The organism is Butyricicoccus porcorum, from assembly GCF_002157465.1.
Taxonomy (GTDB): Bacteria; Bacillota; Clostridia; order Oscillospirales; family Butyricicoccaceae; genus Butyricicoccus_A; species Butyricicoccus_A porcorum.
The window spans coordinates 409,463-423,545 of sequence record NZ_NHOC01000002.1 but is presented as its reverse complement, the minus strand read 5'-3'; the positions used below and the strand labels follow the sequence as shown (position 1 = coordinate 423,545).

The 14,083-nt window shown below is 51.4% G+C and carries 9 protein-coding genes; all 9 read right to left on the bottom strand.

The annotated features are described in order from the left end of the window. The coding region (locus CBW42_RS03465) for a hypothetical protein (RefSeq protein WP_133058247.1) at positions 1-338 on the bottom strand (338 nt) is incomplete at its 3' end. After that, positions 335-541, bottom strand: a complete 207-nt coding sequence (locus tag CBW42_RS03460) for a hypothetical protein (protein ID WP_087017770.1) — start codon at positions 539-541, stop codon at positions 335-337. The genes CBW42_RS03465 and CBW42_RS03460, both read right to left, overlap by 4 nt. 275 nt (positions 542-816) lie before the next feature. Beyond that, positions 817-1,323: a hypothetical protein gene (locus tag CBW42_RS03455; RefSeq protein ID WP_087017768.1), complete on the bottom strand. Its 507-nt coding sequence runs from the start codon at positions 1,321-1,323 to the stop codon at positions 817-819. A gap of 279 nt (positions 1,324-1,602) precedes the next feature. Then, complete coding sequence (locus tag CBW42_RS03450; protein WP_108721038.1) at positions 1,603-6,588, bottom strand: immunoglobulin domain-containing protein; 4,986 nt, start codon at positions 6,586-6,588, stop codon at positions 1,603-1,605. Positions 6,589-6,988: 400 nt separating this feature from the next. Then, the gene (locus CBW42_RS03445) at positions 6,989-8,428 is read right to left on the bottom strand and encodes an aminoacyl-histidine dipeptidase (RefSeq protein WP_087017764.1); all 1,440 of its coding nucleotides are present in this window, start codon (positions 8,426-8,428) and stop codon (positions 6,989-6,991) included. A gap of 42 nt (positions 8,429-8,470) precedes the next feature. Beyond that, entirely contained in the window at positions 8,471-8,815 is a 345-nt protein-coding gene (locus tag CBW42_RS03440) for a hypothetical protein (protein WP_087017762.1), read from the bottom strand. Beyond that, complete coding sequence (locus CBW42_RS03435) at positions 8,812-9,171, bottom strand: PqqD family protein (protein WP_087017760.1); 360 nt, start codon at positions 9,169-9,171, stop codon at positions 8,812-8,814. The genes CBW42_RS03440 and CBW42_RS03435 overlap by 4 nt, the downstream gene beginning before the upstream one ends. 75 nt (positions 9,172-9,246) lie before the next feature. Further along, the gene (locus tag CBW42_RS03430) at positions 9,247-11,175 is read right to left on the bottom strand and encodes an OPT family oligopeptide transporter (RefSeq protein ID WP_087017758.1); all 1,929 of its coding nucleotides are present in this window, start codon (positions 11,173-11,175) and stop codon (positions 9,247-9,249) included. Between the two features lie 264 nt (positions 11,176-11,439). Further along, positions 11,440-14,028 carry a translation factor GTPase family protein gene (locus tag CBW42_RS03425; protein WP_087017756.1) on the bottom strand — a complete coding sequence of 863 codons (2,589 nt, stop codon included), beginning with the start codon at positions 14,026-14,028 and terminating at the stop codon, positions 11,440-11,442. Between the last annotated feature and the right edge of the window lie 55 nt (positions 14,029-14,083).

Sequence of the window (14,083 nt, the reverse complement as noted above, 5' to 3'; positions counted from 1 at the left end):
ACATTTGCCTGATCGTCCGCTTTGACGCGAATGACATTATCGGGTATGTAGCTGATCGTGCGGATTCGGGTGTTGTTTGTATTGTTCGTTCCATCCGAATTGATCTGTCCGCTTTCCCACAGAGAGAGTGAATTGATATTGTTTTCAAGTTCTTCTGTAAATAAACGGATGTCCTGTGTGTTCTTCTCGATCTGCTCTGCCTGTGCGGCAGTCGCACCTGTGGTAATCTTTCCATTTTCCGCCAACACGGAAAGCGAGTCCGTAATTTGTTCGTCCGTTGGGGCACCGATTTGAAGCGCCTTTGCCGCCATCCCACGCGCAATGATATCAACCATCATGTATTCACTCCAAACTCTAACCAGTTTTGTCCATCCTCATCAAAAAAATATAGCGAACCGGTATCCATTTCGATAAACGAACTTCCGTTTGCAATCATTCTCTTCCCGAAATTCGGAAAAGGCTTTGGATCTGATGAAAGACCACAAAGGTCGAATCGAACTATATTATCATGCAGATAATCATAGAAAATGGTAGAAATCATATGACCATTCCTTTCAAACAAAATATACTGTAATAATAATCGTACTGAACGAGTTGTCCACTGTAATAAATTTCAAAACTGTTAACAAAGAGCGCTGGCATAAATCAAAGTCAACACTGACCGGACATCCCGTTATCAGGCGTTCTTTTGCTATCAACACAAAAAAGCCGGTCGGAGCAGTTATGCAATCATACTGCTTCGATCGGCTTTTTATTTTCTGTTCTCGCTGATAAGGGATACTCGCTTCTTATGTTATCCTATTACAGGGATCTCGCTTATGCCTTTGTAATATTGACAACACAGTTCTGATTATCCTTGGTCAACGTAACGGTGTTGTTCTGATACGTCCATGTTGTGATGTCATCTGTGTTTTCGCCATCCTGACCCAGTTCTTCAGCAATGGCATTGATGAGTGAGTCAGCATTTGTCCCTACGAAAGTCAATTTGATCGCGCTTACAGTATCACCTTCACTGGTCAGAACAACCGTTACGCTCTCACCGAACAGGGTCGTGGAATACGAATCGCTTTTTTCATTGGCACCGAGCATCGCCAATACATCTGTTTCCTTTGCCCCAGCCTGGCGTGCCAGTTGTTCAAAGGTAAAGGTGTCATTTTCGACATTTAACGACGGCGTTCCCGCAGCGGGCTCACTGGCAATCACAGCAGAGCCATTATCGGCAGTGGCGGCATCGTTTACGGAGTCTGATAAATCTTTCGAGCCGCAGCCAGCGGCCAGCACCATGCATGCAGCCAAGATCATCACCTGAATTTTACGTTTCATAATGCAATCCTCCTAGATTTATAGCAATATAGCATAAATCCAACCTCTTCTCCCACAGAAAAACAGCTATGTCTTTCTGTGATTCATACAATTTAAATCGTCTTTATTATACCATTCTATCGACAGCATTGCAATATATTTTGATAAATTAAAGAACATCCTGCACACTATACGAATATAGCATGCAGGATGTTTATTTGCGGACAATATGCCCGCCCCGCTGTTTACTTTTCTATAAATTCAACTGTTTCACAGGTCGCCTTCCGGTCAGAGCCCGACTTATTCAACAAAAATCGATGCCTCATTGGAAGCAACTGTGTTGCCGTCCGCATCCGTGATAACGCAACGATACTTCTGACCATCACGTGCCGCCGTAATCGGAACAGTCAGCGTTGCGGTCTGGTTGCCGCTCTGGGAAGAATTCTGCCAATAGCTGGTGCCAACATTCTGATACTGCCACTGGTAAGTCAGGTCACTGTTTCCAGTTGCCTCGACGGTGAAGGTCGCCATGTCACCAACCGCACCGGTGAAGTCTACCGGCTGGCTTGTGATCGTAATCTTCGTTACAACAGTCAGCGTCGCCGCATCAGAAGTTGCCGAATTCCCTGCTGCATCGGTGATAATGCAGCGATACTTCTGGCCATCACGTGCCGCCGTAATCGGAACGGTCAATGTTGCGGTCTGGTTGCCGCTCTGAGAAGAATTCTGCCAGTAGCTCTTGCCAGGGTTCTGGTACTGCCACTGATAGGTCAAACCCTCGCCTGCTGCCTCAACAGTAAATGCTGCCTGCTCGCCGACTGCACCGGAAACATCCTCCGGCTGACCAGTGATCTCAAGTTGCGTATCTACCGTCTTGACAAACAGCGTTGCCTCACCGGAGGTCGCAGTTGTGCCAGCTGCATCCGAGATGACGCAGCGATACTTCTGACCGTCGCGCGCCGCCGTAATCGGAACCGTCAGTGTTGCGGTCTGGTTGCCGCTCTGAGAAGAATTCTGCCATACTGTTTTGCCGGCGTTCTGATACTGCCACTGATAGGTCAGCTCTTCACCCGTAGCTTCAACCGTGAAGGTTGCCTTTTCACCAAGCGCGCCGGTGTAATCGACCGGATTAGAGGTGATCGTAATTGTAGTGGTCGGTTCAACTACCTCAATTGCTGCCGAATCGGAGGTGACAGTATTGCCGTCCACATCCGAGATGACGCAACGATACTTCTGACCATCGCGTGCCGCAGTAATCGAAACCGTCAGCGTCTTGGTCGTACTGCCGTTCTGAGAGGATTTCTGCCAGTAGGTGCTGCCAGCGTTCTGATACTGCCACTGGTAGGTCAGCTCGCTGTTGCCTTCCGCCTCAACAGTGAAGACAGCCTTTGTGCCAACCGCGCCGCTGACATTCGTCGGCTGAGAGGTGATCGTGATCTTCGGCGTTGCTGCCGTTGCATGCATTGTTGCCGCGCTGGAAGTAATGCTGTTTCCGCCTGCATCGGTGACAATGCAGCGATACTTCTGACCATCACGTGCTTCCGTAATCGGGACAGTCAGTGTATCGGTCGTGCAGCCACTCTGGGAAGAATTCTGCCATGTCGTTTTGCCACCGTTCTGATACTGCCACTGGTAGGTCAGGCCATTGCCTTCCGCAACAACCGTGAAGGTCGCCTTTGTACCGATCTCGCCGGTATAATCCCCCGGCTGAGAGGTAATCATAACTTCCTTCTCATGTTCGTCTGTATAGGTTGTGTCGTTGAATTCTACGGTTGCAACATACTTCTGCTCACCGGTGGATTCGTCCGTTTCAACCGTCAGTGTTGCATCCCGCTTCTCAACATGTGTGTCGCCATTTTCGCAGGTAAAGGTTGCAGTTGCCGTGTAGCTTCCGTCATCTGCCTTAACCCACTCCCATACCGGATCGCCATAGCTATGGCCTGTAGCCGGGATGGTCAGTGTCTTGGTGCTTACATAGTTTACATCGTCATGTGTAACTTTTGCCTTATAGGAAATAGAACCGTCTTCCTCACAGGTCGCAGCAGTATAGCCGCTCTTTGTGATAGTCTGAGCATCCTCAGTTGCAGTTTCCTCTGCTGTTGCGCCGCAGCGGTCACAGGTCAGCTTCGCGGTTGCGGTAGAGCAATCATCTGCCCAGGTCCACTCCACAGAATACGTATGCGTCCCCGGCGTAACCGATTCTTCATGCGTATAATTCTGGCCGTCAACATTTGCGGTATAGGTGTAGGTCAGTCCGTCAACACAATTGCCTGCCTGAGCCACATCTGCTACCGTGCGGGTGCTGATGGTCGTATTGTCCCATACGCAGTCGAACATATGATCCTTCAGTTCAACCGGAACTCTGTACAGAGCAGCTTCCGTATAATCCGCAGAATGAATCCAGGTTTCAGACTTCTTGCCGCTCAGTTCCAACCCGGCCGCAATGTCATTATATACCGTATCTGCATCGGTCTTGTTGTTATCCAGTTCATCTGCGTCAAAGCTCTTGCCGCAGTCGATGCATACATAGGAGGTGCCGGTATTCCGGTTGCCATCGCTATCCTTGGTATAGTAAGTTTCATCATACTTAACATATGTGTGGCCATGTCCCGTAGACTCGTCAGCCTGTGCCTCTGTGGAAGGCTCGGTATCGCCGCCCTCTGCCGGGCTCTCTTCGGACGATTCCTGAATCAGGCCGCACTCGGAACAACAGCTTACTGTATGCTCGCCTTCTGTGCAGCTTTCCGGCACGGTAACTTCGCTGTAGGAATGGTCAGTGCCAGTCAGATGCGTCATTTCAATGGTACCGACAATGTTTGCACTCCACATGAACTCATCATTGTCGTTGGTCTCATCATCGCTGGAGTAATAGGTATTGTAATCCGGATTGTAGTTGGTTTCTGCGAACTGATAGCCAAAGCTGCGGTCATCTTCAATAATGCCGTGGCTGGTGCCGTCCGCATCCGTATACGGAGCCTTGCCGGAGGCGTAGCCATAACGGGTGGCGACAGAAACATACATCTTGCCGTCATCCTTGATGGTCATATCAGCAATCGGCGGATTTTCCACAGTAATGGTATTTGCGCCGGTCTCATCATCCGTCATGGTGAATGCCATGCCGCCCAGTGCTACAGACATGTCGCGCTTGCCGCTGACCTTATTGTACTCGATCAGCTTGTCTACTTTGCCGCTCTCCAGATCATACGACAGGATGCAGTTGGACAGGCTGAAGTATACCTTGCCATCATAGTATGCGGTAGAAATCGCAATAGACGGATACTGCTCCGCTGCCTCTGTATACTCCGCATACAGCGACTGAATCAAATCGTTGTCAACCATTGCATTGGAGGACGGATCATAGATCTGGCCGTTGTTGAAATCAACCAGTGTTACATACGAATCATCCGAATCTGCCAGTGTCGTGTCGTGATAAACAACCTTCAGCTCAGTATCACCAAAAATGTCTCCATACGGATCGTCCGCAGCCTTCGTGCTGCTTCTGGTGGTGCTGTTCGAGCCGGTATTCTTCATATAATCGCCATACTGATCCATGATCTCCAGCATATTGGTGGAATCATACAGATAGTACGCGCGATCACCAACCTGATAGGTCTGGCTCTTGATGAAAGCTACCCATGCATCCTCATAGGTCGTATCGGTTGCAATATCCTGATACAGGGTAACAATGTCGGAAAAATATCCGTCGTACAGTTTGCGTGCAGACGTATCGCTGAACATGAAATACAAATGGTTCATGTTGCCGTCTGTCTCAACGCGGTCTCGGTTCATGCATTCGATATAGATATCGGTATAGCAGGGGTCAACATAATACCATTTACCATCTGCCTTGACTGCGTTCCAGTAGTGAGGAGAATCGAAATCACCCGTCTCACCAAACATGGAGGACTCAGTCTGGTAAATGATCTTAACCTCGTCGATAATCGCAGCACTGTCCGCGCTCCAGACACAGTCGCCGTTTTCATCGGTTTCCGGCGTACCATCGGCATTCAGCTTATAGTTGAGTTCCTTGTAGGATTTCCAGTCGGAAGCCGTGTCGATGCTTCCGCCGTCCTTCACATAGACTTCCGGGAATGCACACTGAACGAGATACGCATATGCATTGGCATAGCCAAAGCATACTGCACTTCTGCCAACCAGCGCGCCAACCTGTGTGCTTTCCCACAGGCCAACGATGGTATCGGCAGTAGAAGCTGCCTGCTGAGAACCATTGCCATTCGGGTCATCCGTCTGATCCTCCATATAGCTCTGAGCCTCTGCGGTTGCAATTGCCTCTGCCTGCTCCTCGCCGTACTGATCCACCAGGGCATCATAGTATCCGTCATGTACCTGCGTCTGAATCATGTTGTACATGCACTGATACGCCGTCTTATAAAGGTCGCTCTCGGTCGGCTCCGGTGCTTCCATCTTCGCCGAATCCTCCATAATGGACGCCATAGCGAAATTGCAGTAATTTGCCAGCCAGTCATTCAGTGCCAGATACTTCTGAATATCCGTCATGCTGTCATCCAGCGATGCCAGCGCCTGATTTCTGACTTTCTTAATCTGATCGCCATATGCCTGGGCGCTGAATTCGGTAGCCAGGTAGTAGATCTGTACCAGACCTGCCATGGTATCGTAATCGGCACCGGTTTCCGGAATGCTTGCAATATCGAGAAGAGAGCCAATCGGATTTGCATTGGTATCCTTCGTGGTGTTGTACGCTACCTGAACACCGTAAATATCCGCATGTTCCTCAAGGCTCTGAATATACTGCGCATACAGCCCCAGCAGATTCTGTGCCTGCTCGTCCGTCAGATTATATACGTTGGATTTTTCCTCCAGCTCATCTGCCGCAAGAGAAATGCGGTTATCCATCTCGACGTTGACCGTGGTAACATTGTCATCCGAATCGGTTTCATAGGTAACGTCAACCAATCCGGTCATGTTATTCTCTTCCAGTACCTCCTCGGTTGCGGAGTCCATTTCCTCCGAAGAAATACTGTGGTCAGAGACATCTGTGGAGTCATTGTAATTGTTAAAGACTGCATCTTTAACTACCGACTTTGCTTCGCTGTCCTCGGTTGCTTCCTCGCTGTCATCCAACGATGCAACAATTTTCGCAGAGGTACGATTGATTTCCTCAGTCGAGCTGATCGAAGTCTCTTCTGAGTTGTCCTCTGTGTCAGTTGTTGTGGAAGGAGCGGCAAATGCAGCGGGAGTAATGGTACTTACCACCATTGCCATTGCCAGAAGTCCGATGACAAACTTCCTTAACTGATTTTTCATCTTCCCTGTCCTTTCATTAAAGTATAGTAAGATTTATATATAATAACATATGATAAAACATATGATAAAGCATATGGTGAATGGCCAGGGCTGCCCAAATCTTTCCACATTTTTCTCCCAATTATCCCAAAAATCCAACAAAAAATAAATCCGCAGCCCCAATCCTGCTCCACCGGTGATTTTTAACTATTCGTAGCCCCATATTACCATATATTGCAGGAAATGTCCACTATTTATTTTCAATGTATTCACCTGCCATTTCATATCTTTTCTTCCTTTTTTTACAAAAACATGGAATAGCGCGCTGCAATTTGTATCTCTTGTGGAATAGAAAAAAGCAGTGACCCGTCTTCGCGGCAGATCACTGCTTCACAATTTGCATACAATAATATTGCGTGCGTTATTTCATCCGTCTGAGAATCTCCACAACCAGTTTCCAGGTGCGCTGGACAGAGGCGATATGCATACGTTCACGGAACGTATGGATTTCCGTCAGATCAGGGCCAAACGAAACGCAGTCCAGCCCTGGCAGCTTGCCTGCGAACATGCCGCATTCCACACCGGCATGAATCGCTTCAATCTTAGGAGCTTCGTCGTACTGCTCCGTGTACACCTCTGCCATCAGATCGCGCAGCGCGGAATCCTTCTGGAATTCCCAGCCCGGATAGTCTCCGGACACCTCGACACTTCCGCCCAAAACGGACATCAGGCAGGACAGGCGGTCTACCAGCATCTGCTTCTGTGTTTCCACACTGCTGCGCACACAGAACGACGCGCTGATTTGCTGTTCCTCCGTTTTGAGTACACCCAGATTGAGCGATGTCTGCACCAGTCCGTCGATTTCATGGCTCATCGCCTGAATGCCATTGGGCGCGCAGGTCAGCAGGCACAGCGCATTCTGTGTGCCCGCCGCATCCATGGGAAGTGCATTTGCCTCTGTCTGCTCGACAGCCGTGAAAACACCGGCGTCGGTGGAACGATACTCATTTTTCAGTGCAGCTTCCATCTGTGCGCAGGCCGTTTTGACCGAGTCTGCATCCGCAGCAACGATCACTGCGACAGTCTCCTGTGAAATGGCATTGTCTTTCAGACCGCCGTTCACGCAAATCAGGCGCATATCTGTCGCCTTGCTGACTGCATACAGCACGCGGCCCATCAACATGTTGGAATTGCCGCGCCCCTTGTCGATTTCAACGCCGGAATGTCCACCCTGTAAACCGCCGACAGTCAGGCGGAGCACCGTGCCGTCAAACGGCGTGCGCGTCACCGGCAATATGCAGCGGGAAATATTGCCGCCGGCACAGCTGACGGTAAAAACACCTTCATTCTCGGAATCGAGATTCATCATGCGGCGTCCCTTCAGCGCGCTGACATCGATATCAACTGCACCGAGCATGCCAATTTCCTCATCTACTGTAAATACCGCCTCAAAGCGCGGATGCTGTATCTCCGGATCATCCAGAATCGCCAGCGCCATTGCTACAGCAATGCCATCGTCGCCGCCGAGCGTCGTGCCCTCTGCATAGACCGTATCGCCGTCCGTCACGAGGTCAAGCCCTTCCGTCTGCATATCCTTCGTACAGCCGGGTGCCTTTTCGCACACCATGTCCATATGGCCCTGAAAAATCACGGGATCTGCCTTTTCATAGCCGGCAGATGCCTCTTTGATAATGATGACGTTGCCCATGCTGTCCTGGTGCACTTCCAGACCACGCGCATCGGCAAACGCCTTCAGCCAGTCACTGATTGCCTTTGTGTTGCCGGAACCATGCGGAATTGCACACATCTGCTCGAAAAAGCCAAACACACGTTTCGGCTCCAGATTTTCAAGAACTGCCATATCAAATGCTCCTTTTTATAGAAAATATGCCTTGCGGCAGATTTATTTTTTCAGACGGTAGCCTTTACCCTTCTCCGGCTGAATATACTGCTGGTCCAGCAGAAATTCCGCCACCTGACCTGCAAATTTTTCAGGCTCCATCACAGTCAAACGCTTGCGGGACCAGAACTGCCCGACCTTGACACCGTCAATCTGTCGGGCAATTTCCGCCAGCGTAATGATTTCATGTTTTTTCAGATAGTTGAGGACGCGCCGCCCGCACTTCGACAGCAGCATGCGGGTCAGGTCTTCCTGCTGGCTCATGGACTTTTTCAGTCCCCAGGCATACAGCACAGCGGTCACAACCGCGAACAGCAGGATTCCCAGCAAAATTCTTCCCTTGCTCATTTCGGCATCCGATCCTTCCCACGAAACAAAATAAACCGATTGTTCCGCAAAATCTGCATATATTTTACCAGCCGGTCATACAGCGGCTCTGCATCTTTTCCGAACTGTGCCTTCAGCGCATCAGCCAGCTGACCGACCGTTTTCTCCCCGTCAATCTGCTTCCACAGGAAGCTGCCATATGCATCCAGATCAATATGGCTCACGCGGGGCGTATGAAAGAACGTCTGTGCGATTTTGCTGTAAAAACCGCGGTGTACCATGTGAATGGTAACCTTTCCGTCTTTTTCCTCCCATGAATTCTGTGAATTGTGCACCGGAATATAATCCAGGTAATTCTCTTTCTGTTTTTTCGCCAATGTTTTTTTCTCCTATTGATTGAAGCCGGGCTGCATCGTCACATGGCAGCCCGGCTCTCATTTTGTCAGGATATCTTATTCGCTCTTCGAGGATTTTTCGCCCTTTTTGGCAAACAGATAAATGGTGAACAGCAGGACAGCGAATACAACCAGACCGCCGATCCGGCCGATAGAAATGCCGCGTGCAGACAGGTCGATGATTTTACCGACAGACTTGTCGCCAACCTTCCAGATAGCAAGAACTGCCAGCAGGATGCCGACCAGGCCTTCGCCTGCAATCAGACCGGAGGTATACAGAACGCCGGACTGTACGCAATCATTCTTTGCCTTTTCAGACGCATACTTGCGCTTCTCCAGATACCAGCGCAGCAGGCCGCCCGCCATAATCGGAGTGGACAGATAAATCGGCAGATACAGACCAATTGCAAACGGCAGTACCGGAATGCCGAGAACACGGACAACAATTGCAATGAAAACACCGGTCAGTACCAGCGTCCACGGCAGGTTGCCGCCCATAACGCCTTCGACAACCATCTTCATCAGCATCGCCTGCGGTGCCGGCAGTTCGTTGGAGCCATAGCTCCATGCTGCGGACAGCAGATACATAATGCCGCCAATTGCAATCGCCGATACCACGCAGCCAATCAACTCACCCATCTGCTGTTTCTTCGGGGTTGAACCAACCAGGAAGCCGGTCTTCAGATCCTGCGAGGTGTCACCCGCAATTGCTGCAATGACGCAGATGATGCCGCCAATGGTGATCGCTGCAATCATGCCGTCCGTGCCGCCGTTGCCTGTGGCCTTGAGCAGCAGCGTGGAGATCAGCAGCGTTGCAATCGCCATACCGGATACCGGGTTGTTGGACGAACCGATAAGGCCGACCATACGGGACGAAACGGTTGCAAAGAAGAAACCGAATATAATAACAATCAGTGCGCTGAACAGGTTGAGCGGAATGGTCGGAACCAGCCACAGACCAACAGCAATGCCGAGGACACCGACAAGCAGAACTTTCATGGAAAGATCCTGATCGGTGCGCAGCGTGCTGTTGCCTGCGCCCTTCTTGCCATAGTCGCCGATGGCATCCTTAAACGTGCGGACAATCAGCGGCAGCGAGCTGATCAGGCTCATAATACCGCCCGCAAGCACTGCGCCCGCACCGATATAGCGGACAAACTTACTCCACATCGCATCGACACCGCCGGTTGCAAGCAGTTCATTGACCGACACATCTGCCGGGAACAGCACCGCATCGCCGCCAAACAGCGCGATGAGCGGCATAATAACAAACCACGCGGTCACGCCGCCGGCGAACAGATACGACGATACCTTGACGCCGCAGATATAGCCGACACCTGCCAGTGCAGGCAGAACATCCATGCCAATTCCGGCACCCTTGTAGGCCGGAATCTCATAGGCAACCTCACTCGGGAACAGCTTCAGGCCGTCAGCCACAAACTTATAAACTGCTGCAATGCCGAGGCCTGCAAATACAGTGGACGCCTTGGAGCCGCCCTCCTCACCTGCAATCAGAACCTCCGCGCACGCCTGTCCTTCCGGATATGCCAGTACGCCATGCTCCTTGACAATCAGCGCGCTGCGCAGCGGTACCATGAACAGTACGCCGAGAACGCCGCCGCACAGGGCAATCAGGCCGATTTCCAGCAGGCTCGGCACATCACACAGGCCCTCATCTGCCCACATGAACAGGGCAGGCAGGGTGAAGATTGCACCGGCTGCCACGGACTCACCGGCCGAGCCGATGGTCTGAACCATATTATTTTCCAGAATGGAATCCCGCTTGAGTACCATGCGAATGATACCCATCGAGATGACCGCCGCAGGAATGGATGCGGAAACAGTCATGCCAACGCGCAGACCCAGATACGCGTTGGCTCCACCGAACAGAATGGCCAAAAGCGCGCCGAGAACTACAGATACCACTGTAAATTCAGGCATAACCTTATCCGCCGGAATGTAGGGTTGGAATTTCTTTTCTTCCACGTTTTCTACTCCTCTCTTTTGCGGCTGTCGCCATTTTACAACACCCGCTTGTAGATAGAAGTATGTGAAACATGCACATACTTCTATCTGCTATTGTACGTTATTTCACTACCTCCGTCAAGTAGATCAGTGGATATCCCGTATAATTTTGTTGAAAAAATCCGTATTCCGTGGTACTCCACACCATATTTAGGGAAATTGTGCAGTTTTTTTCCGATGCAGGTATGAACTGTATTCCATATCTCTGATATTCCGGGTACCTGCTTACCTCTGGTTCTGTCTGTGAATTGACGCTTCGATCTGCCGGTTGACCTGCTCGACCTCATCCCGGAACATACGCGCAGAAATGCGCTGTGCACCATGTGCCAGAATAATGATCTGCTCTATGCCGTCCGATGTGGCAACGCGGACAGTTTTTCGCCCACTGACCTCATACGACACCTTTTCAATAAACATATCCGCCGTTTCCGCTTCCTTCGTATACACGACATGGATGTTGTGATAGCTGTCCACGATACCGGTTTGTCCCGGTACACGGTAGGCATCAAAGACCAGAATCACCTCGCAGCGGCGGTATGCCTGATAGTTGCACAACGTATCCATCAGCGACTGACGCGCCGCGTCAATGTTATCCTTCGCCAGCGCCTTGAGATCCTCCCACGAAAAAATAATGTTATAACCATCGACGAGCAGATAATCGGTTGCAGGCTCCAGCTGCCGCAATATCTCCCGCGGATGGTCATACTGCATAGCCTGCCGCGGCCGAAACGCACCCCGTCTCTGGATTTTGCCATAGGTACGCTCAAAAATCTTTTGCAGTTCCCGATCGAGCTCCGCCGGGCTACTATAGGCCGCCGACACGCGCTGTGTAATGGTCTGTGTCGGTGCCTCCTCTGCCTTTGGCGCTTTGAGCACGGCAGGCAGATGCATGTGCTGCTCCACCTCATGCCATTTGACCGGGTATCCCGCGCCGTGCGAGCAGAACACAGAATCCGGTGTGTTGTCCAGGTCGGCCTCTGGCTGATATTGCATGCGCGCCACAACTTCTTCTGTATTGTGGCATGGACGGTAACCGTCAACGGAAAGGGACAGCCTGCCGCGCCCTCTGGAATAAGCAGCAACCTCCCGCGGATAATCCTGCATGGTAGAGACTGGTGCGGTACCGGTCAGTACAGCGTATTCCCCATCGGATTCCGGCGGATCAAATGTACCGCCGCGCGCCGGGATGTCCGACATCGCCCGCCCCACGCAGTCCTGCGGCAGCTCCAGACGAAATGCATACCACGGCTCCAGCAGAATCGATTCCGCTTTCATGAGCCCCTGCCGGACAGCGCGATAGGTTGCCTGTCGAAAATCACCGCCCTCCGTATGCTTGGCATGCGCGCGCCCTGTGAGCAGCGTAATGCGCATATCGGTAATGGGTGAGCCGGTCAGCACACCCAGATGTTCTTTTTCCTCCAGATGTGTGAGAATCAGACGCTGCCAGTTGCGATCCAGCGTGTCCTCGCTGCATGCGGTCGCAAATTCCAACCCACTTCCCCGTGCAAGCGGTTCGAGCAGCAGATGTGTTTCCGCATAATGCCGCAGCGGTTCAAAATGCCCGATCCCCTCTACCGGTGCAGCAATCGTCTCCCGGTAAACAATATTGCCCGGACCGAATGAAACCGCCATATCAAACCGTTCCTCAATCAGGTTTTTGAGGATTTCCAGCTGAATTTCTCCCATCAGCTGCAAGTGAATCTCCTGAAGGTGTTCATTCCAGACGATATGCAGCTGCGGGTCTTCCTCTTCCAGTTGTCGGATTTTGCCCAACGCGGTATAGGCGTCACAGCCGTCCGGCAGCAGCAGCTGATAGGTCAACACAGGCTGCAAGACAGGCGCCTGCGATTCCGGCTCCAAGCCGAGCGCATCGCCCGGTCTGGTTCTGGTCAGCCCGGTGACCGCGCAGATGCTCCCCGCAGGGACAACGTCAACCATCTGGTACTTTTCGCCGGAATACAGCCGCAGCTGATCCGCCTTTTCCTCCCAAACCTCATCTCCCGAAGCAGACAATCCCGCATTGGTCAGCAGTGTTTTTACCTTCAGCTCTCCGCCGGTGATCTTCATCCAGGTCAGACGATTGCCCTGCGGGTCGCGGGAAATTTTATATACCTTCGCGCCGAATGTCGCAGGATACTGCGGGGTGACGGTGTACGCCTGCATACCGCGCAGGAAATCTTCTACGCCGTCCAGCCGGAGTGCCGAGCCAAAAAAGCACGGAAACAGCTCCCGATGGACAATGGCGTGCTGCAATTCCTCGTGGGACAGCGTCCCGTTCTCCAGATACTGCTCCATCAGCACTTCCGAACACATGGCAGCGGCATCATTCCGTTCATCTTCCTCAGCGGAAAAATCCACACAGCCATCGCTCAGACGATGCCTGAGCTGCTCCAGCACCGTGTCATGCTCCGCACTGTCCAAATCCATCTTATTGATAAAAAGAAACGTCGGGATATGGTACTGTTCCAGCAGCTTCCACAGTGTTTCCGTGTGGCCCTGCACGCCGTTGCTGCCGCTGATGACCAGAATGGCATAATCCAGAATTTGCAGTGTACGTTCCATTTCTGCGGAAAAGTCTACATGTCCCGGCGTATCCACCAGCATAAACTCCGTCTCTTCCAGCGATAAAATCGCCTGTTTGGAGAAAATCGTAATGCCGCGTTCGCGTTCCAGACGGTAGGTATCCAAAAACGCATCCCTGTGGTCAACGCGCCCCAGCTTCTTCAGATTACCGCTGACATAAAGCATGCCTTCGGACAGCGTGGTTTTTCCTGCGTCGACATGGGCTAAAATTCCTGTAACTAATCGTTTCATAACGGGTTTCCTTGTCCAAAATTGTCGTTTTGGCTCTATTGTATCACATACCGCC

Bases quoted from the DNA above. Each gene is read 5' to 3' on its own strand.
- CBW42_RS03460 (WP_087017770.1), bottom strand. From the start codon at position 541: ATGATTTCTACCATTTTCTATGATTATCTGCATGATAATATAGTTCGA.
- CBW42_RS03455 (WP_087017768.1), bottom strand. From the start codon at position 1,323: ATGAAACGTAAAATTCAGGTGATGATCTTGGCTGCATGCATGGTGCTG.
- CBW42_RS03450 (WP_108721038.1), bottom strand. From the start codon at position 6,588: ATGAAAAATCAGTTAAGGAAGTTTGTCATCGGACTTCTGGCAATGGCA.
- CBW42_RS03445 (WP_087017764.1), bottom strand. From the start codon at position 8,428: ATGGCAGTTCTTGAAAATCTGGAGCCGAAACGTGTGTTTGGCTTTTTC.
- CBW42_RS03440 (WP_087017762.1), bottom strand. From the start codon at position 8,815: ATGAGCAAGGGAAGAATTTTGCTGGGAATCCTGCTGTTCGCGGTTGTG.
- CBW42_RS03425 (WP_087017756.1), bottom strand. From the start codon at position 14,028: ATGAAACGATTAGTTACAGGAATTTTAGCCCATGTCGACGCAGGAAAA.